Here is an 18,592-nt window from a genome sequence, read left to right on the forward strand (position 1 = left end):
CTCCGAGACGTCCGCCCCGTCGCCGAGCGCGCGGCTTCGGCGACGAGGCGCGCTCTGCTCAGCTGCTCTGCTCTGGCGCCTTCCAGCTCGCCTCGCGCCAGCTCTGATCGAGGCCCCAGCGCCAATGATGATGGTGACGCCAATGGTGATGGTGGTGATGGTGATGGCGCCAGTGATGGTGGTGATGATGCCGATGGTGGCCGCGGGCGGAGGCCGCGCCGGGCAGCATCAGCGCGCCGATGAGGGCCGCCGCATAAACCATAGGTCGAAACATGCCGTTCTCTTCCCTTCTGGCGAGGCGGCCCCCCAGCGCCGCCTCGGCTGGGAAGGAACGTCGACCGCGAAAGGATCGTTCCCGCGCGCGTTGGGACGAAGCCCGCTCGCGGCGCAGCATGGTGAAGGGACGGTAAAAATCAGCCGGCGACCGCGTCGAAGATCAGCTTGCCGTTGAGCGCGATGATGGCCACGGCGATGACGGCGGCGACGATGGTGGCGCGGCGCGGCGCCGCGAGCTCGCCCATCAGCTTGCGAGAGGCGGTGAACCAGACGAGCGGCACGACGGCGAAGGGCAGAGTGAAGCTCAGCACCACCTGGCTCAGCACGAGCAGCCGGCCGGTCGCCGCCTCCCCGGCGATCAGCGTCACGCCGACGGCTGGGACAATGGCGATGAGCCGCGTCACCAGACGGCGAATGGTGGGCTTCATGCGCAGCTCGAGGAAGCCCTCCATCACGATCTGTCCGGCGAGCGTCGCCGTCACCGTGGAGTTGAGCCCGCAGGCGATGAGGGCGATGGCGAAGAGCTTGGCGGCGATCGGCGCGCCGAGGAGGGGGGCGATCAGCGTGTAGGCCTGTCCGAGCTCGGCGACCTCGGTATGGCCGGAGGCGTGGAACACCGACGCCGCCAGCACGAGAATAGAGCCGTTGATGACGAGCGCGAAGAGCAGAGCCAGCGAGCTGTCGAAAATGGCGAAGTCGATCGCCTCGCGTCGATCGGCCGAGCCGGCGCCGACGTCGCGCGTCTGCACGATATAAGAGTGCAGGAAGAGATTATGCGGCATCACCGTCGCGCCGAGAATGCCGAGGCCGATATAGAGCATCTCGGGATTTTCGATCAGCGCGCGGCTGGGGACGAGGCCGGCGGCGACCTCGTGGAGATCGGGCCGCGCCAGCAGCAGCTGCCCGCCGAAGGCCAGCGCGATGATTCCGAGCATTGCGACGACGAAGAGCTCGATCTTGCGGAAGCCGAGGCGCTCGAAGGCGAGCACGAGGAAAGTGTCGAGCAAAGTGACGACGACGCCGAAGGCGAGCGGCAGGCCGAACAGCAATTGCAGGCCTATGGCCGTGCCGATGACCTCGGCGAGATCGGTCGCCAATATTCCGGCCTCGGCCAAGAGCCAGAGCCCCACCGAGGCCGAGCGCGGAAACTGCCGACGGCAGGCGCTGGCGAGATCGAGGCCGGTGGCGAGGCCGAGCCGCGCCGTCAGCGATTGCAGCACGATCGCCATGAGGCTAGACAGAACGGCGACGAAGAGCAGGGCCGTGCCGAATTTGGAGCCGCCGGCGAGAGCCGTCGCCCAATTGCCGGGGTCCATATAGCCGGTGGCGACGAGATAGCCCGGCCCCAGGAAGATGAAGAGGCGGCGAAAGCCGGCGGTCTCGCGCGGCACGCGCACAGAGCCGCGCATGTCGCCGCGCATCGCGCCGAGCGTGGCGGGAACTTCGGGCGAGACGACGTGCATACGGCGACCTTTGTTGCGCCCGCCAGAAGGGGGGCCACTCGGGACGATATAGGCCCCTCCCGCCGCATGCGCCAGCAGGCTCGAGGTCGGCTTTTCACGCTCGCCATCGCTGCGCGCCGAAGGCGATGCGACGGACCGGGTCGTTTCTATGTCGCAATGCGTAGCCGGATGCGTCGAGTCGGCGCCGAGCCTGCGGCGAAACGCTAAAATTTGTGACCTTGTTGCAACAGTCGCCGAGATAGTTTTCCGCGAGCCGGGCAAAGAGCCACATGCCCCTTTTCAGCCATAAACGCTGCGCTAATCTCGGCTCGTCACAAGGTCATCGAGGACAAGGGAGACGCCTTCCGCGCCGGCTCGTCGCGGGAGAAGGGTCTTTACGTTCTCAAAGCCTGTCGTCGATTTCGGCGGTGACGATGGCGGTGTTGGTGCGCGGCGTTTTCGAGACGTCGGCGGCGTTGCGAAAGTCAGATCCTCGATGATCGTGTTTCTCCAGGCGATTGCGTCGACGGTGGGGCCGCGCGGGCGTCGTGGGACGCTGCTTCTGGCGCTCGGCTGCGCGACGGTCGGCTCTCTCGCGGCAGGTCGCGCCGCCGCCTTCGACGCGTCGGAGCCGCGCTCCATCGCCGCCGCCACCCAGCCATTGACCATGTTCAAGGACCCGCGCGCCGCTCTCGCCGCCGGGCTCGAGAGCTATCACGCCGGCAACACCAAGAAATCGGTGGAGGCGCTGCGTTACGCCGCCGACGGCGGCGAGTCGCTGGCGCAATGGAAGCTCGGCCGCATGTATGCCGATGGCGACGGCGTCGCCCGCGACGACGCGAAGGCCTATTCCTATTTCGCCAAGCTCGTCGATCATTTCGCCGACGACGAGCCGAGCCCGCGCGAGCGGCTGATGGCGGCCGGCGCCTTCGTGGCCGTCGGCGTCTATTATCTCGAGGGGATCGCCGCCGCGAAGATCATGCCGGACGCCGGCCGCGCTTTCGATCTCTTCCGCTACGCCGCGACCTATTTCGGCAACGCCGACGCTCAATATAATCTCGCGCGCATGTATCTCGACGGCAATGGCGTCTCCAAGGATGCGCGCCAGGCCGCCAATTGGCTCGATCTCGCCGCGCGCAAGGGCCATGCGCCGTCGCAGGCGCTGCTCGGCCATCTGATGTTCAACGGCGAGGCCGGCGGTCCGCCGCAGCGCGCCCGCGGGCTGATGTATCTCACTCTGGCGCGCGAGGCGGCCGGCGATCGGCCGACCGATCAATGGATCGTCGAGCTGCATTCCCGCGCGCTGGCGCGGGCGAGCGAGCTGGACCGCAAGTCCGCTGTCGCCATGCTCGAATATTATCTGACGCGCCGGGACTAAAGCCCCTTATCTCGAGCCGAGAAACACGAGGCGATCGCGGAGCCGTCAGGCCCCGGGATCGCCTTTTTGCGTCGCGCTCACGCTTCCTTTTCCCCGGCCTGACTAATTTTGTCGCGCGCGCACATGCCGCATTGTGTCTCGAAAAGAGTTGGTGTAGGCTGACGCCGATGCGACGCTTTGTCGTGCATCAAGTGCAAAAAAACAAAATAAAGCACCAACATTCGGAGGATCGTCACATGTCAACAATCGGACACAGCAGCGCTGAGATCGGCAAAACCGTTCTGTGGATGGTCGGCATCGTTGCCTTCGTCATCATCGCGCTGACGAAGGTTCCGGACTGGATTTCGCCGGCCGGCACCAACGGCACGGGCAATGGCAGCGACCCGGGCGTCGGCCGCACCGTGAAGATGATTCAGTAATAACGACGATCCTTCGCCTTTCGTCTGCGGCTTCGCCGACCCTTTTCGCGGAGCCCACGGCATGGCGTTGATCGCCGACTGTTAAAAGTCGCCACTCGATTCCGCCTCCTCCGCCCCATTGTCGCGACAAAGGGGCGGAGTGAGGGGGACGAGGAGGCGCCGGGGAGAAAGATCTCCCCGCCCGCGAGCGCGCCGCCTGCGGCCTCGCCGATCCCCCCTCGAATTGCAGCTCAAAATTGGAGCGCGGACGCGAAGCGCACGCCGGGAAGCGCTGCGATTTCGCGTATCGTCTCGCGCGGCGCGGGCTCATCGATCGCGACAATGGCCACGGCGCAGCCGCCGGGCCGATCGCGCCCCAGCGCGCAAGTGGCTATGTTCACGCCGGCCGCGCCGAGCAGCCCGGCGAAACGCCCGATGAAGCCGGGCCTGTCGGCATTCGAGACGAAGATCATCCGCTCGGAAAATTCCGATTCCACGCGCACGCCATCGGCGACGACGATTCGCGGCCGCCCGTCATGGAACAGCGAGCCTGCGAGCGTCCGCTCTCCGTCGCGCGTCTTCACCGATATTGCGATCAGCGAATCATAATCGCTCTCGCCGGAGCGCGTCGCCTCATCGACTGTGATCGCGCGCTCCTTGGCGATGGCGAGCGCCGAGACGAGATTGACCTCGGCCAGCGCCGGCCGCAGCACGCCGGCGACGACGGCCGCCGTCATCGCCGCCAAATTGCGTTGCGCCGCCGCGCCCTCATAGGCGACGGAGATGCGCTCGATCGGCGATTCCGTCGCCTGACCGAGGAAGGAGCCGAGCTTTTCGGCGAGATCGACGAAAGGCGCGAGTCGGGGCGCCTCCTCGGCGCCGATCGAGGGAAAGTTGACCGCGTTCACAATCGCGCCGCGAGTCAAAAAATCCGACATTTGCTCGGCGATCTGCACGGCGACCTTCTCCTGCGCCTCGATCGTCGAAGCGCCGAGATGCGGCGTGCAGACCACATTCGGGCGTAAGAACAGCGGATTTTCGCGCGCCGGCTCGGTCTCGAACACATCGAGCGCGGCGCCGGCGACATGGCCCTCGTCCAGCGCGGCGACCAGCGCCGCCTCGTCGAGCAGCCCGCCGCGCGCGCAATTGACGATGCGCACGCCGCGCTTGGTCTTCTTCAACGATTGCGCATTCAGCAGATCGCGCGTCTTGGCGGTGAGCGGCGTGTGCAGCGTGATGAAATCGGCGCGCGCCAGCAGCTGCTCGAGATCGACCGGCTCGACGCCCAACTTTATGGCGCGCTCCTCGGTGAGGAAGGGATCATAGGCGATGACGCGCATGGAAAAGCCGGCCGCGCGCGTCGCGACATTGGCGCCGACATTGCCGCAGCCGATGACGCCGAGCGTCTTGCCGGCGAGCTCGACGCCCATGAATTTGCTCTTCTCCCATTTTCCGGCGCGGGTGGAGGCGTCGGCGGCGGGAATCTGACGGGCGAGCGCCAGCATCAGCGCCATCGTATGCTCGGCGGTGGTGATGGAATTGCCGAAGGGCGTGTTCATCACGATCACGCCGCGCGCCGTCGCTGCGGCCACATCGACATTGTCCACGCCGACGCCGGCGCGGCCGACGACCTTCAGCCGCTCGGCCCGCGCGAGCAGCGCTTTGTCGATTTGCGTCGTCGAGCGAAGGGCGAGTCCATCATAGGCGCCGATGGCGGCGGCGAGCTTGCTCGGCTCCTTGCCGAGCTCTGGCCGATAGTCGGCCTCGATCTCGCGGGAGCGGAAAAGCTCGAGAGCGGCAGGCGACAGCGCGTCGGAGACGAGCACGCGTTTGGGCATGAAGGGCCTCCCTCGGGCCGAGCCCGAGATTTCGCCCCCTTCGGCGCCGCGCTCGCGCGGCGGCCGTCCCTTTCCCCTAGATCGTGACGAGCGGCCTTCGTCTCAAGCCGCTTTGGCCGATTGCGCCGCCGCCTCGGCATAGGCCCAGTCGATCCATTGCGTCAGCGCGGCCACGTCGCTGGCCTCCACCGTGGCGCCGCACCAGATGCGCAGGCCGGGCGGGGCGTCGCGATAGGCGCCGAAGTCGAAGCCCGCGCCTTCTTTTTCGACGAGGCCGACGATGCGCGCGGCGAGCGCCGATTGCTCGGCGCGCGGCAGGGCGGCGACGGCGGGATCGGCGAAAACGAGGCAGACGCCGGTGTTGGAGCGCGTCGCCGGATCCTGGGCGAGATGGGTGAACCAGGGCGTTTTCTCGACCCAGTCATGCACCACTTTGGCGTTGGCGTTGGCGCGCGCGAAAAGCGCGTCGAGCCCGCCGATCGATTTGGCCCATTTCAGCGTATCGAGATAATCCTCGACGCAGAGCATGGAGGGCGTGTTGATCGTATCGCCCTCGAAAATGCTCTCCACGAGCTTGCCGTTCTTGGTGAGGCGGAAAATCTTCGGCAGCGGCCAAGCGGGCGTATAGCTCTCGAGCCGCTCCACGGCGCGCGGCGAGAGGATGAGCATGCCATGGGCCGCCTCGCCGCCCATCACCTTCTGCCAGGAGTAGGTGACGACATCGAGCTTGTCGAATTCGAGCGGCTGCGCGAAGGCGGCCGAGGTCGCGTCGCAGATGGTCAGGCCCTTGCGGTCGGCGGGGATGAAATCCGCGTTCTGCACGCGCACGCCGGCGGTGGTGCCGTTCCAGGCGAAGACGAAATCATTGTCGAAGTTTATCTTCGACAGGTCGGGCAATTCGCCGAAGGGGGCGACGAAGCTGCGGGCGGCGCCCGGCTTCAGCTGCTCGATGATGTCCGTGACCCAATCCGCGCTGAAGCTCTCCCAGGCGGCGACATCGACGCCGCGCGCGCCGATCATCGACCACAGCGCCATTTCGACGGCGCCGGTGTCCGAGGCGGGGACGATGGCGATGCGATGGCTCGCCGGCACGCGCAGCACCTCGCGCGTCAGATCGATGGCTTCCTTCAGCTTCGCCTTGCCGGCCGGGGAGCGATGCGAGCGGCCGAGAGCCGCGCCCGCGAGCGCGTCCAGCGTCCAGCCGGGACGCTTGGAGCAAGGACCTGAAGAGAAACGCGGATCGGCCGGCTTCACGCCGGGCTTTTGGATGGGCATTTTTGTGCTGCCTCCCCGGGGCATGGATTTTCGGAGCCTGCGCTACGCGCAACACGTCTTCGCGTCAAGTCGGGCGCGAGCTGTGGCGGGGCGGGGGATAGCCGGTCGAGCGCGGCGGGGAGCTTTTCGCGAAGGGAGGGCCGCCGCCGGGAGGGGCCAGTCGTGGGGGCCGGTTGCGGCGGCGGCGGCGATCCTCAGTCGATCAGATAGCGGAAGCCGAGCCGTACCTGCTGAATGTCGAGCTTGCGGGTATGGCTGACGCCGAGCGCGTCCTTGCCCGAGATCGAGCCCAGATTGAGATAGCGATAGCCGATGTCGACAGACCAATGATCGGTGATGTCATAGGCGAAGCCGCCCATGAAGGCATAAGCGAATTTCAGATAGGTGTTGGAGTAGCTGCGGTCCCAATTGGCCATATAGGTGCCGAGCGTGTAGGGGTCGGTCCAGGTCGTTCCGGCATAGGGAACGAGATTGCCCATGTACCATTGCACCTGGGCCTTCTGGAACAGCACATCGACGCCCGCGCCGGCCCCGATATAGGGCGTTAGTCCGCCCCATGTGCCGAGATCGATATAGACATTGCCGAGGAAGACCGAAGCGGTTCCGCGGCTCTGCGAATAGGGGAAACAGTCGGTGGCGATGGCGATGGAGTCGGTGTAGGGGCCGCCGGCTGGCGTGCCCACCGCGCCGGTCTGGCAGGGCGTCGAGACATAGGAGGCGCCCGACCGGCTGTAGAGCGGCTGATAATCGGCGGTGACGTCGGTGCGCAGCCAGCTATTGTAGCGATAGCCGAAGCCGATGCCGGCCGACCAGTTGTTGACGAAATTATTCGCCGTCACGGCCCCGTCTATGTTCAGCACGGGCGTGCGCGCCGCGGCGATGTCGCCGCGCAAATACCAGCCGGTTCCCAGCTCGACGGGCTGGTATTCCTGCTCGGGCGGTGAGAAGAAAGGCATATCCGCGGCGACGGCGGAGCCGGCGGACAAAAGGCCCAGAGCCGCCACGAACAGCCCCGCCCCGGCGCAGGAACCGGAAAATCTCATTGGTTCATCCTCGCTACGCGCCGGGCGGCCTGAATCGGGCCGCGACGCGGGTGATGAACGATGAGTAAGTGATTATGCTTAATTGTTACTTAATGAGCGCCGCCGCGGGCCTGTCGCCACGGCGGCGCTCCAGCCTGTCAAATGAGATTGAAGAGGCGCGTCAGCAGCGGCGACAGGATCAGCAGAATGAAGCCGAGATAGATCGCGCCCAGCGCGAAGGCCGGAATGAAGCGCATCCCGGCGTGACGATAGATCCACAGGAATACGGTGAACTTCCACAGCACCAGCGGAAACAGCACGAAGCCGACGAGCTTCAGGGCCGGCATCGGCGGCGGAAATATCTGCGCCACTGCGAGCGTCAGCACGAAGGATACGAGGCCGATGACCGCGCCCGTGGAGGTGAGGGCGATCAGCGTCTGCTGAAAGCGCTCGCGCGTTCCGGTCAGCAGCAGCGCGCCGAAGGTCAACGCGGCCAGCAGGGCGGCGCTCACCAGGCCGTAGGCGACCGAGGGAGGAATTTCGGCGCTCACCAATTGGCCGCCCACCTCGGTCAGAAAATAGGCGGCGATGCTGATCCACAGCGCCTGCCGCGAGTCGGGCAGAGGGGCCGGCCCGGCCTCGAGCTTGATGAGATCGAGGAGCGCCTTGGGCGTCGGCGGCAGGCTGATGGACGGCGAGATCGACATTTGACGGCCTATCGGGTTGGAGCCTCGTCGGCGGAAGGTCGCGACCTGCGCCCCCGCTTTGCACAAAAGCGGCGAAGCCTGCGGTTCGAGAGAGCCGCAGGCGCCGCCGCCGCAGCCGCGTCTCTATCATGCTTTTCGGCGCGGCGGAACAATGGCCGTACGGGCGGGGCTCAGGGCAGGGAGCGCGTCCAGTCTTCGGTCGCGATCACCTGCGCGACGCGATGCGCCGCCTCCGCCCAGCTTACGCGGCTGACGGCGGAGGGATCGCCCGTCGCCCTTCCGTCGAGCAGCTCCCGAATGCGCTCGGCGAGAGCGGCCGGATCATTGACGCGGAAATAGAGGGCGCCGGCGCCGCCGACCTCGCGGAACACGGGAATGTCGCTGCAGATCACCGGCCGGCCGCGACGCGCGGCCTCGGCGATCGGCAGGCCGAACCCCTCCGCATAGGACGGGACGAGCGCCGCCGCGCTTTTGTCGTAGAGAAAGGCGAGCTCGGCGTCGCCGATATCGTCGAACCAGAAGAGGCGTCGCCCGAATTCGGCATGGCCGCGGATCTCGGCGGCGATCGCCTCCTCGAACCAGCCGCGCCGTCCGACGAAAACCAGCCGCGCATCGCGGCCCTCGCGCCAGAGCGCCTCGAAAGCCTGCAGGGCGACACGGTGGCCCTTTCGCGGCTCCACCGTGCCGACGCTCAGAAACATGGCGTCGCCCGCTGCTGCGGCGGCGATCTGCTGCCGCGGCGCGGCCGGCGCGCCATCGGCGATATCCGAGCCGCAATGGAACCAGCCGATCGAAAGGCCGGGTCGATGCGGCAGTCCCGTCTCTTCCACGAAATCCGCCAGCTCCTCGGCGACTGTGCGCGAGATGGCGAGAAAGGCGTCGCTCTCGAGCAGCGCCCGGCGCAGCCATGCCTCGTAGCGGGGCGGCGTCACCTCATGGCAAGCGTGCGGATAGAGGACGGGGATGAGATCGAAAATGCAGGTGACGATCTCGCCGCCGCCGGCGCGAATGCGAGAGAAGACAGGCTGAAACTCCTCGAAAGCGTTCCAGCTGTCCGAGAGCATGAAGAAGCGGTCGCCCGGCTCTATCTCTATTTCGCGATCCGGGCCGGCTGCGCCGCCGATGAGGGCGGCGACGAAAGCCTCGCAGGTGAAGAGCCGGCCGCCCTCGCAGCGCACGGCGATCACGGGAATGGGAAGCGCCGGATCGCGATAGAGCCCCTGCGTGATCTTCTTGACGACGCGCTGTATGCCGGTGCCGGCGTCCCGCCGCGCCGTCGCGGTCACATCGACCAGCAGCCGTCGCGGCTTTTGCGTCTCGCCCTGAGCGGCGGGCTCCATGGCGGCGGACTCGACCGCGGGCGCCGCGGTCTCGCGTGAGAATATTCGCAGCAGCGGCGTCGCCGCATCGACGAGCGCCGCCTCGAAACGGCGCAACGGCCGGAAGATCAGCCAAGCGGCGGAATACACGTTTTTCTCGCGCTCATGGACGAGATGCAGAAGCTCGGCGCGCAGAAAATCGAGCTGATGCTCGAGCAGGCGATTGCGTTCCTCGAGACGCCGCTCGCGTTCGCTGGTCATTTCGTCGCTTCTACGGCCGCGCGCCAATGATCGAGCAGATCGACGAGCGTCTCGTCGATCGTTCTGCGCGGGCTCCAGCCGGTCGCCGCGCGCATCTTGCCGGCGGCGCATCTGGCGATCGGAATATCGGCCGGCCGCAGCCTATCGGGATCGACCACGATCTCGAAATCGCGGCGCGCCAGCGCGCGCATCTTTTCGACCAGGGACGCGAGCGGGCGCGTCTCGCCCGAGGCGATGTCGAAGACATTGCGTGCGGGAAGATCGGGCGCGGCGGCGATGAGCCGCAGATAGGCGTCGACGACGTCGCGCACGTCCAGAAAATCGCGCTGCACGGATAGATCGCCGACCGAGAGGCGCGGCTCGGCGCGTCCCCTCTCGATCTCGACGATCTGCGCGGCGAAGGAGGCGACGGCGAAACGCTTGTCCTGCCCCGGGCCGATATGGCTGAAGGGGCGCGCCACGATGAGCCGCGCCGTCTGCGGCAGAACATCCGCCAGCATCGACTCCGCCGCCAGCTTGGAGCGGGCGTAGACGCTGAGCGGCCGCGGGATCATATCCTCATGCGCAGGGCCCTCGACGAGGCTCGCGCCATAGACATCGGCGGTGGAGGCGAAGAGCAGGACGGCCGCAGGCGCGTGGCGCGCGAGCGCCGAGGCGAGATTGAACGCGCCGTCGAAATTGACGCGCCAAGTCTCTTCCGCCGCCAAAAAGGATTGCGCGGCCGAGGCTTGCGCGGCGAGATGAATGACGAGATCGGGCCGCGCCTGCGCGATGGCGGCGTCGACCGCCTCGGCGTCGAGCAGATCGAAGGCGATCGGGGTCCAGCGCTGATCTGGCGCCGGCTCGCCCGGCCGCGCCAGCGACATGCGATGCGCCGCGGGATAGGCGCGCGCCAGCGCCTCCAGCACATAGCGTCCGACGAAGCCGGAGCCGCCGGTCACCAATATGCGTTCGTAGCGGGCCGTGGACGCGGGTTCCACGCTCATCGTGTCGCCGAATCCTGCTTCAGCCGCTCGAGATCGGCGTCGACCATCTCGCGGATGAGCTGGTCGAGCGAGGTCTCGGGCGCCCAGCCCAGCGCCTTGCGCGCTTTGCTCGAGTCGCCGAGCAGAATATCGACCTCCGCCGGGCGGTAGAATTTCGGATCGATCACCACATGCGCCTCCATGTCGAGGCCCGCATGGGCGAAAGCGATGCGGCACATGTCGCGCACTGTGGTGGTGACGCCCGTCGCCACCACATAATCGTCCGGCGTCTCCTGCTGCAGCATCAGCCACATGGCCCGCACATAATCGCGCGCATGGCCCCAGTCGCGCTTGGCGTCTATGTTGCCGAGGCGAAGCTCCTTGGCGAGGCCGAGCTTTATGCGCGCCACGCTATCCGTCACCTTGCGGGTGACGAATTCTATGCCGCGCAGCGGGCTCTCATGATTGAAGAGAATGCCCGAGGAGGCGTGCATGCCGAAGCTCTCGCGGTAATTGACCGTGATCCAATGGCCGTAGAGCTTGGCGACGGCGTAAGGCGAGCGCGGATAGAAGGGCGTCTTCTCGCTCTGCATCGGCTCCTGAATGAGGCCGTACATCTCGGAGGAGGAGGCCTGATAGAAGCGCGCGCCGGGGGCGCCGAGCCGCAGCGCCTCGAGCACATTGGCGACGGCGACGGCGGTGATATTGGCGGTGAGAATGGGCTGGCGCCAAGAGGAGGCGACGAAGGATTGCGCGGCGAGATTGTAGACCTCGTCGGGCTTCACCTCCTGGACGATGCGCAGCAGGCTGGAGAGATCGCCGAGATCGCCGTCGAGCAGCTGCACGTCATTGGCGACGCCGAGCCAGCGCAGGCGATGGTCCTCGACGCCGCGATGCGAGGAGCGGCGGATCACGCCATAGACTTCATACCCTTTGCCGAGCAGAAGCTGTGCGAGATAGGCCCCATCCTGTCCGGTAATGCCCGTCAGCAGCGCGCGTTTCGTCATGCGAAGAACCTCATAGCGGCCGGCTCCGCGCGCCCGGGAACGTCGCATCGCCTGCGTCTTGGACGCGGCGTCGGGCGGGGGCCGGCGATTCGGCCCGTGGAAGAGAGCCGTGGCGACGAGCGCACGCGTCTTACAAAAGGCCTAGCCCGAAGGCAAGTCTCACGGCTTTTGGCGGCTCGCGGCGCTCTCTTTCAGGGACGAGCCGATTCATGATAGCGCAAGCGAGCAGCGAAAGAGGCGAAGAAAATGGCGCAGGCGGAAGCATTGGCGACGGACGAGCGAGAGTTGGGCGCGCTGATGGCCGATATCGGCGCCGGCGCCCGGCGGGCGGCGCGGGCGGTCGCTCTGGCGCCGGCGGAGACTAAGAATGCGGCTCTACATGCGGCCGCGGCGGAGCTGCGCCGACGCATGCCGGAGCTGCTCGCCGCCAATGCGCTCGATGTCGCGGAGGCGAAAGCGCGCGGCACGGTCGCCTCTTATCTCGATCGGCTGACGCTCGATCCCGCGCGCGTCGAGGCGATGGCGCGCGGCCTCGAGGAGATCGCCGAGCTGGCCGATCCCGTCGGCCGGCTGCTGGCTTCCTTCGAGCGCCCCAATGGCCTCCTCATCGAGCGTGTGGCGACGCCGCTCGGCGTCATCGGGGTGATTTACGAGAGCCGGCCCAATGTCACCGCCGACGCCGGCGGCCTCTGCCTCAAGGCCGGCAATGCCGCCATTCTGCGCGGCGGCTCGGAGAGCCTGCGCTCCTCGCGCGCGATTCACGCCTGTCTCGTCGCCGGCCTCGTCGCCGCCGGCCTGCCGGAAGCGGCGATCTCGTTGGTCCCCATCGCCGATCGCGCCGCCGTCGGCGCCATGCTGGCCGGGCTGGACGGCAATGTCGACGTCATCGTGCCGCGCGGCGGCAAGAGCCTCGTCGCGCGTGTGCAGCATGAGGCGCGCGTGCCGGTCTTCGCGCATCTCGAGGGCATTGTTCATGTCTTCGTCCACGCGCAAGCCGATCTCGACATGGCGAAACGCATCTTGCTGAACGCCAAGCTCCGTCGCACCGGAATTTGCGGCGCCGCCGAGACGCTGCTGGTCGATCGCGCCTGCGCGGCCACGCATCTTTCGCCGCTGGTGAAGATGCTGCTCGACGCCGGCTGCGAGGTGCGCGGCGACGACGCGACGCAGGATGTCGACGCGCGCGTGCTGCCGGCGAGCGAGGAGGATTGGCGCGCCGAATATCTCGACGCCATTATCGCCGTCCGCATCGTCGATGGGCTGGAGGCGGCGATCGCGCATATAGAGACTTACGGCTCGCATCACACAGATTGCATCATCACGCAGAATGGGGATGTGGCGCGGCGCTTCATGGCGGAGGTGGATTCGGCGATCGTGCTGCACAACGCCTCGACGCAATTCGCCGATGGCGGCGAGTTCGGCTTCGGCGCCGAGATCGGCATAGCGACGGGCCGCATGCATGCACGCGGGCCGGTGGGGGTGGAGCAGCTCACCTCGTTCAAATATCGCGTGCACGGCGCCGGGCAGGTCAGAGGATGAGCGCGCGGAATCGTCGTGCGCGCTCCCTTCTCCCACTTGTGGGAGAAGGTGGCCCGACGCAGTCGGGTCGGATGAGGGTCGCCGAGGTTTTCCGCATGCGAGCCGAGTTGGTCCCAAAGAATGCTGTGGCCGCGAGGACCCTCATCCGACCTCGCTTCGCGAGGCCACCTTCTCCCACAAGTGGGAGAAGGAAGCGCGAACTTTCGAAGATCGTGCGATGATCCATTTGCCGCCTCACGCGCCGGGGATGCGCATCGGCCTCTTCGGCGGCTCTTTCGATCCGCCGCATGAAGGCCATGCCCATGTCTCGCAGGTGGCGTTGCAGAGGCTGGCGCTCGGTCGCCTCTGGTGGCTGGTGACGCCCGGCAATCCGCTGAAGGAGACCGCCGGCCTGCCGTCTCTGGCGCAGCGCATCGCCGCGGCGCAGAATATCGCTCGCGATCCGCGCATCATCGTCACGGGGCTCGAGGCGGAGATCGGCGCGCGCTATACAGCGGACACGCTGCGTTTTCTGCATCGGCGCTGTCCGGGCGTGCGCTTCGTCTGGATCATGGGCGCGGATAATCTGCTGCAATTCCACCGCTGGCGCGATTGGCAGGAGATCGCGCGCACGACGCCGATCGCCATCGTCGATCGGCCGGGCGCGACATTTCGCGCCGCCTCGGCCAAAGCGGCGCAACGCTTTGCGTCCGCGCGCCTGCCGGAGAGCGCGGCGGCGTTGCTCGCCGACATGCCGCCGCCGGCTTTCGTCTATCTGCATGCGCCGCGCGTCGCGCAGTCCTCCACCGCGCTGCGCAGCGCGAGATTATTTGCCGGCGCTGCGGCGCTGCCACCAGAGTAGAGCGGCCCCTAGGCCGATCATCGGCACCACGACCAGCACATAAGTCCAGACCGTGCCTTCGTCATAAGGGTGACTGTCGTAATAGCCGAACTCGACCGCCTGCTGATACGGATTGCGGAAGAAGAAGGTGACGAACACCCACAATGCGAGGATGACCGCCGTGAAGAACATCAGCTGACGGCTGGCGAGAAGACGCGGGATGTGGTCCTTCGGGGGTTCTTCTGTCATATCGGCCCTCCTGTGCGTGCATTATAGGACCGGCGGAACGAATGACGCCATAGGCCGGGGATCGCAACGGATATTTTTCGTCTTGCGCGCGCGATTGCGCCGCGAAATCATCGGCTCCGCTCGAGGCGGCCCGAATCGGAGCGCGCCGCGGCCATTCATTTTTCGCATTGCGGAGGCGTTCATGTTCGATGATTTGCTGGCCGGGTCGGAATTTCTGCACGGCGCTTCGGGCGCCGTGGTCTGGCTGTTCCTCGCATTCTCGGCGTGGTGGATCATGTTTCGCGCGCGTTTGGGACGGCGCGTGTTCCGTCATGGCGTCTCGATCGCGGCGCCTGTCGAGCGGGTCTGGTCCGCCTTCATCCTCGAGCCCTCGCCGCCCGGCGCGTTCCCGCTGGTCCTCGAGCAGACATTTCTCGAGGGAGAGCCGCTTCGGCACAAGGCCGTCGTCGGACTCGGCGGACGGTCGGGCAAGACGAGGACCCTGATTTCGCGCGTCGTCGGCATGAGACGATGCGAGCGGTTCGAGATCGAATATGAGACGATCGACGGAGCCGCCGTCGGCGCGGCCGATATGGTGCGGGCGCGCACGCGCTTCGCGGAAGCGGGCGGCGCGACGCAGCTGGAATTCGAGATCGACCAGCCGGTGAGAGGCGTCTTCGGCTATCTTTCGACCGCGCGCCTCTATCGGCAGGCCCTCGACCATTTGCGCGCGCATTGCGAGGACCGCGAGGCGCCGCGCGCGCAGCCGCTGGTCGGGAAAAAAGGCGCGGCCTGGCTCGCCGTGGCCGCCGTCGCGGCCACCACGCTCGTCGTCGGCGTCAACAATCCGAATATCGGCTGGCTCTGCGTGCTCGTCGCCGTCTGCGTCGAGCTTTCGATTCTCATTCACGAATATGGGCATTTTCTCGCCATGCGCTGGTTCGGCCATAGCGATGCGAGCGTTGTTCTCATTCCGTTCTTTGGCGGAGCGACGTTCGGCGCGCGCGCCGTGTCGAGCCGCTACGAACAAGCGATGATCGCGCTGGCCGGGCCCGCGATTTCCGCATTGGTCGTCCTGCCGCTGACGCCGCTCGCGCATTGGGGGCTACACGCCGCTCGGTCCGGAAGCGGCGACTCGACGTCGCTCGTCGGCTTTTCCGTGGTCGTTTTTCTGGGCGTTTCGGTTTCGATGAACCTGTTCAACCTCGCGCCGGTCGGAATGCTCGACGGCCGCAAGGTCGCCGACGCTCTCGCCCGCGGGCGCGCGGCGCGGCTGCTGATCAAATCCGCCATATCTGCGGCGATCGTATTTTCCTTGCTCGCATGCGAAAGCGAGAGCGACCTCGGCGTCGACTTGGCCCTGATCGTCGCCGTCTGGATCTATGATCTGAAAACGGCCGAGCCGCTCGACCTGCAGCTGGAGCCGATGACGCGCGGCCAATCGGCGACGACGCTGGCCGCGCTCGTCGCGACGTTCATCGTCTATGCCGGAGCGGCGCAATATTTTCTGCCGACGGCGACGGCGGCCTTGCAGAGCGATGCCGACGCTTCGACCACCGAATAGTCACACCGCCGCGCCATAGAGATCATAGGCGTCGGCGCGGTCGATCTTCACCGTCACAATGTCGCCGGCGCGCAGCGGGCGGCGCGAGGAGATGTGAACCGTTCCGTCGATCTGCGGCGCATCCGCCTTGCTGCGTCCGCGTGCGAGGCCTGTGGCGCCGCCGCCGGGCTCGTCCACCAGAACTTGCAGGCGCTTGCCGATCTTGCGCTTCAGCAGGCGGGCGCTCACCTTCTGCTGGCGCTCCATGAAGCGCTTCCAGCGCTGGTCCTTTACCTCGGCCGGGATGGCGTCGAGCGGCAGATCATTGGCCGGCGCGCCGGCCACGGGCTCGTAGCGGAAGGCGCCGGCGCGGTCGATCTCCGCCTCCTCCAGCCAATCGAGCAGATAGGCGAAATCCTCCTCCGTCTCGCCGGGGAAGCCGACGATGAAAGTGGAGCGCAGCGCGAGATCGGGGCAGATGCGCCGCCACGCCTTTATCCGCTCCAGCGTCTTCTCCTCATTGGCGGGGCGCTTCATCGCCTTCAGCACGGAAGGGGCGGCGTGCTGAAAAGGAATGTCGAGATAGGGCAGGATATTGCCCTGCGCCATCAGCTCGACGACCTCGTCCACATGCGGATAGGGATAGACATAATGTAGCCGCACCCAGGCCCCGAGCGAGCCCAGCTCGCGTGTGAGGTCCAAAAAGCGCGCGCGCACGCTGCGGTCGCCCCATTGGCTCTCGGAATAGCGCAGATCGCGGCCATAGGCGCTGGTGTCCTGCGAGATGACGAGCAGCTCCTTGACGCCCGCCTTCACCAGCCTCTCGGCCTCGCGCAGCACCTCGCCGGCCGGTCGCGAGGCCAGCGAGCCGCGCAGATGCGGAATGATGCAGAAGGAGCAGCTATTGTCGCAGCCTTCCGAGATTTTGAGATAGGCGTAATGGCGCGGCGTGAGCTTGACGCCCTGCTCGGGCACGAGATCGAGAAACGGATCATGGCTCGGCGCGGCGGCGGCGTGGACGGCCTCGACCACGCTCTCATAGGCCTGCGGGCCTGTGATCGCGAGAACGTCGGGGAAGCGCTCGGTGATCGCCTGCGGCTCGGCGCCCATGCAGCCGGTGACGACGACCTTGCCATTCTCCTTCAGCGCCGCGCCGATCGCCTCCAGCGACTCGGCCTTGGCGCTGTCCAGAAAGCCACAGGTGTTCACGACGACGACATCGGCCCCCGCATGGGTGCGCGAAAGCTCATAGCCTTCGGCGCGCAGGCGCGTGAGAATGCGCTCGCTGTCGACGAGCGCCTTGGGGCAGCCGAGCGAGACGAAGGAGACGCGCGGCGCCTCTTTGGCGGGCGCGGGCGGGTCGGCGGGGACGTTCTGCATGGGCGAAGGCTTGCCATGGCGCGCGCGCCGTGGCAATCGCCCCCGGCGCGGATCGAAACGTGAACTCGGCCGAACTCGAGCTGGGCCAATCTCGAGCTAGGCTTGGGGATTAACGAATTTTAAGGTTCGCGCCTCGCCGATCCCTGCTAGGCATGAGGTTTCCCCAGCGGCGCACGTCCGCCCGGGGTCAGAAGGAAGAGGCTGCACGCCGTTGCTCAGAACCGTCATACTCGGAACCGGATCCTACGCCCCCGCGAAGGTTCTGACCAACGCCGACCTCGAGAAAATGGTCGCGACCAATGGCGCCTGGATCGTCAGCCGCACCGGGATCGAGGAGCGGCGCATCGCCGCGCCGGGCGAATCCACCTCCGATATGGCCGCCGCCGCGGCGAAAAACGCGCTGGAGCTCGCCGGCGTCGATCCGCGCGAGCTGGACCTCATCATCGTCGCCACCGTGACCGGCGACGCTCAGACGCCCGCCTGCGCCGCCTTTCTGCAGGCCAAGATCGGGGCCGAGAACGCTTTCGCCTTCGATGTCTCGGCCGCCTGCGCCGGCTCGCTCTATGCGCTCTCCATCGCCGATCAGTTCATCAAGACTGGCAAGGTCCGCCGGGCCCTGGTCGTCGGGGCGGAGACGCTGAGCCGCGTCGTCGATTGGACCAATCGCGAGACCTGCGTGCTGTTCGGCGACGCCGCCGGCGCCATGGTGCTGGGGCCGGGCGAAGAGGAGGGCCGCGGCCTGCTCTCCACCAGCCTGCGCACCGACGGGACCATGACCGGCATTCTCGGCATTCCGCGCGCCTATGATCCGCGTCAGGACGGGCCGACGCCGGGGGAGGCGCATAAGATCAAAATGCGCGGCCGCGAGGTCTATAAGGTCGCGCTGCGCCTATTGCCGGAGATCGTGACCGAGGCGCTGGCCATGGCCGGCCTCGAGGCGAAGGATGTGGATCACGTCATCGCGCATCAGGCCAACGCCCGCATCATAGAGGCGTCGCTGGCGCAGCTCGGCGTGCCGCTCGAGAAATGCTGGATGAATATTTCCCGCTTCGGCAACACCTCGAGCGCCTCCATGCCGATCACGCTGGACGAGGCCAATCGCGCCGGCCGGCTGAAGAAAGGCGATGTGATCGCCATGATGGCGATCGGCGCCGGAATGACCTGGGGCGGCGCCGTGCTGCGCTGGTGAGGCGC

Annotated in this window: 17 protein-coding genes; 6 read left to right on the plus strand and 11 right to left on the minus strand. The window is 66.8% G+C overall.

Annotation, left to right across the window (positions count from 1 at the left end; translation table 11 throughout):
• Nucleotides 1–58: 58 nt before the first annotated feature.
• Entirely contained in the window at nucleotides 59–274 is a 216-nt protein-coding gene (locus METLW3_RS0105215; RefSeq protein ID WP_134188019.1) for a hypothetical protein, read from the minus strand.
• 139 nt (nucleotides 275–413) lie between these two features.
• Nucleotides 414–1,739, minus strand: coding sequence for an Nramp family divalent metal transporter (locus METLW3_RS0105220; RefSeq protein WP_024878913.1), 1,326 nt, complete (start codon nucleotides 1,737–1,739; stop codon nucleotides 414–416).
• Nucleotides 1,740–2,214: 475 nt separating this feature from the next.
• On the opposite strand from METLW3_RS0105220, the gene METLW3_RS0105225 reads away from it, so the two are divergent.
• Both METLW3_RS0105225 and METLW3_RS0105230 read left to right on the plus strand, forming a co-directional pair.
• Entirely contained in the window at nucleotides 2,215–3,096 is an 882-nt protein-coding gene (locus tag METLW3_RS0105225; RefSeq protein WP_024878914.1) for a tetratricopeptide repeat protein, read from the plus strand.
• Nucleotides 3,097–3,332: 236 nt separating this feature from the next.
• Nucleotides 3,333–3,515, plus strand: a complete 183-nt coding sequence (locus tag METLW3_RS0105230; protein ID WP_024878915.1) for a hypothetical protein — start codon at nucleotides 3,333–3,335, stop codon at nucleotides 3,513–3,515.
• Between the two features lie 230 nt (nucleotides 3,516–3,745).
• On the opposite strand, the gene serA is transcribed toward METLW3_RS0105230, so the two are convergent.
• From serA to gmd, 7 genes are all read right to left on the minus strand, one after another.
• Entirely contained in the window at nucleotides 3,746–5,332 is a 1,587-nt protein-coding gene (serA, locus tag METLW3_RS0105235; protein WP_024878916.1) for a phosphoglycerate dehydrogenase, read from the minus strand.
• A 102-nt stretch (nucleotides 5,333–5,434) separates the two neighbouring features.
• On the minus strand, nucleotides 5,435–6,607 hold the full coding sequence (locus METLW3_RS0105240) for a phosphoserine transaminase (RefSeq protein WP_024878917.1): 1,173 nt from the start codon (nucleotides 6,605–6,607) through the stop codon (nucleotides 5,435–5,437).
• 194 nt (nucleotides 6,608–6,801) lie between these two features.
• Nucleotides 6,802–7,650, minus strand: a complete 849-nt coding sequence (locus METLW3_RS0105245) for an outer membrane beta-barrel protein (RefSeq protein WP_024878918.1) — start codon at nucleotides 7,648–7,650, stop codon at nucleotides 6,802–6,804.
• 137 nt (nucleotides 7,651–7,787) lie between these two features.
• Nucleotides 7,788–8,336: a hypothetical protein gene (locus tag METLW3_RS0105250; protein ID WP_024878919.1), complete on the minus strand. Its 549-nt coding sequence runs from the start codon at nucleotides 8,334–8,336 to the stop codon at nucleotides 7,788–7,790.
• A gap of 170 nt (nucleotides 8,337–8,506) precedes the next feature.
• Nucleotides 8,507–9,916 carry a glycosyltransferase family 1 protein gene (locus METLW3_RS0105255; protein WP_245267230.1) on the minus strand — a complete coding sequence of 470 codons (1,410 nt, stop codon included), beginning with the start codon at nucleotides 9,914–9,916 and terminating at the stop codon, nucleotides 8,507–8,509.
• Entirely contained in the window at nucleotides 9,913–10,902 is a 990-nt protein-coding gene (locus METLW3_RS0105260; protein WP_024878921.1) for an NAD-dependent epimerase/dehydratase family protein, read from the minus strand. The genes METLW3_RS0105255 and METLW3_RS0105260 overlap by 4 nt, the downstream gene beginning before the upstream one ends.
• Nucleotides 10,899–11,888, minus strand: a complete 990-nt coding sequence (gmd, locus tag METLW3_RS0105265) for a GDP-mannose 4,6-dehydratase (protein ID WP_024878922.1) — start codon at nucleotides 11,886–11,888, stop codon at nucleotides 10,899–10,901. Before gmd ends, METLW3_RS0105260 begins: the two co-directional genes overlap by 4 nt.
• A gap of 246 nt (nucleotides 11,889–12,134) precedes the next feature.
• Between gmd and METLW3_RS0105270 the strand changes: the two genes are divergently transcribed.
• Together METLW3_RS0105270 and METLW3_RS0105275 are read left to right on the plus strand one after the other, a co-directional pair.
• Nucleotides 12,135–13,427 carry a glutamate-5-semialdehyde dehydrogenase gene (locus METLW3_RS0105270; RefSeq protein ID WP_024878923.1) on the plus strand — a complete coding sequence of 431 codons (1,293 nt, stop codon included), beginning with the start codon at nucleotides 12,135–12,137 and terminating at the stop codon, nucleotides 13,425–13,427.
• 217 nt (nucleotides 13,428–13,644) lie between these two features.
• A complete protein-coding gene (locus METLW3_RS0105275) occupies nucleotides 13,645–14,268 on the plus strand; it encodes a nicotinate-nucleotide adenylyltransferase (RefSeq protein ID WP_024878924.1) in 624 nt (207 codons plus the stop codon).
• On the opposite strand, the gene METLW3_RS0105280 is transcribed toward METLW3_RS0105275, so the two are convergent.
• The gene (locus METLW3_RS0105280; RefSeq protein ID WP_024878925.1) at nucleotides 14,233–14,496 is read right to left on the minus strand and encodes a hypothetical protein; all 264 of its coding nucleotides are present in this window, start codon (nucleotides 14,494–14,496) and stop codon (nucleotides 14,233–14,235) included. The genes METLW3_RS0105275 and METLW3_RS0105280 overlap by 36 nt on opposite strands.
• A gap of 181 nt (nucleotides 14,497–14,677) precedes the next feature.
• Here METLW3_RS0105280 and METLW3_RS0105285 point away from each other — a divergent pair, with 181 nt between their 5' ends.
• A complete protein-coding gene (locus METLW3_RS0105285; protein WP_198022745.1) occupies nucleotides 14,678–16,039 on the plus strand; it encodes an SRPBCC family protein in 1,362 nt (453 codons plus the stop codon).
• Here METLW3_RS0105285 and rimO read toward each other — a convergent pair whose 3' ends face one another.
• Complete coding sequence (rimO, locus tag METLW3_RS0105290; protein WP_036309297.1) at nucleotides 16,040–17,398, minus strand: 30S ribosomal protein S12 methylthiotransferase RimO; 1,359 nt, start codon at nucleotides 17,396–17,398, stop codon at nucleotides 16,040–16,042. It abuts the gene before it with no gap.
• A 211-nt stretch (nucleotides 17,399–17,609) separates the two neighbouring features.
• Here rimO and METLW3_RS0105295 point away from each other — a divergent pair, with 211 nt between their 5' ends.
• Nucleotides 17,610–18,587, plus strand: a complete 978-nt coding sequence (locus METLW3_RS0105295) for a beta-ketoacyl-ACP synthase III (protein WP_024878928.1) — start codon at nucleotides 17,610–17,612, stop codon at nucleotides 18,585–18,587.
• The last annotated feature ends 5 nt before the right edge of the window (nucleotides 18,588–18,592 follow it).

It is taken from the genome of Methylosinus sp. LW3 (genome assembly GCF_000527115.1).
In the GTDB taxonomy this organism is placed as follows: Bacteria; Pseudomonadota; Alphaproteobacteria; order Rhizobiales; family Beijerinckiaceae; genus Methylosinus.

Bases quoted from the DNA above. Each gene is read 5' to 3' on its own strand.
- METLW3_RS0105225 (WP_024878914.1), top strand. From the start codon at position 2,215: ATGATCGTGTTTCTCCAGGCGATTGCGTCGACGGTGGGGCCGCGCGGG.
- METLW3_RS0105280 (WP_024878925.1), bottom strand. From the start codon at position 14,496: ATGACAGAAGAACCCCCGAAGGACCACATCCCGCGTCTTCTCGCCAGC.
- METLW3_RS0105230 (WP_024878915.1), top strand. From the start codon at position 3,333: ATGTCAACAATCGGACACAGCAGCGCTGAGATCGGCAAAACCGTTCTG.
- METLW3_RS0105255 (WP_245267230.1), bottom strand. From the start codon at position 9,916: ATGACCAGCGAACGCGAGCGGCGTCTCGAGGAACGCAATCGCCTGCTC.
- METLW3_RS0105240 (WP_024878917.1), bottom strand. From the start codon at position 6,607: ATGCCCATCCAAAAGCCCGGCGTGAAGCCGGCCGATCCGCGTTTCTCT.
- METLW3_RS0105250 (WP_024878919.1), bottom strand. From the start codon at position 8,336: ATGTCGATCTCGCCGTCCATCAGCCTGCCGCCGACGCCCAAGGCGCTC.
- METLW3_RS0105215 (WP_134188019.1), bottom strand. From the start codon at position 274: ATGTTTCGACCTATGGTTTATGCGGCGGCCCTCATCGGCGCGCTGATG.
- METLW3_RS0105220 (WP_024878913.1), bottom strand. From the start codon at position 1,739: ATGCACGTCGTCTCGCCCGAAGTTCCCGCCACGCTCGGCGCGATGCGC.
- METLW3_RS0105285 (WP_198022745.1), top strand. From the start codon at position 14,678: ATGTTCGATGATTTGCTGGCCGGGTCGGAATTTCTGCACGGCGCTTCG.
- METLW3_RS0105275 (WP_024878924.1), top strand. From the start codon at position 13,645: ATGATCCATTTGCCGCCTCACGCGCCGGGGATGCGCATCGGCCTCTTC.
- serA (WP_024878916.1), bottom strand. From the start codon at position 5,332: ATGCCCAAACGCGTGCTCGTCTCCGACGCGCTGTCGCCTGCCGCTCTC.
- METLW3_RS0105260 (WP_024878921.1), bottom strand. From the start codon at position 10,902: ATGAGCGTGGAACCCGCGTCCACGGCCCGCTACGAACGCATATTGGTG.
- rimO (WP_036309297.1), bottom strand. From the start codon at position 17,398: ATGCAGAACGTCCCCGCCGACCCGCCCGCGCCCGCCAAAGAGGCGCCG.
- METLW3_RS0105245 (WP_024878918.1), bottom strand. From the start codon at position 7,650: ATGAGATTTTCCGGTTCCTGCGCCGGGGCGGGGCTGTTCGTGGCGGCT.
- METLW3_RS0105270 (WP_024878923.1), top strand. From the start codon at position 12,135: ATGGCGCAGGCGGAAGCATTGGCGACGGACGAGCGAGAGTTGGGCGCG.
- gmd (WP_024878922.1), bottom strand. From the start codon at position 11,888: ATGACGAAACGCGCGCTGCTGACGGGCATTACCGGACAGGATGGGGCC.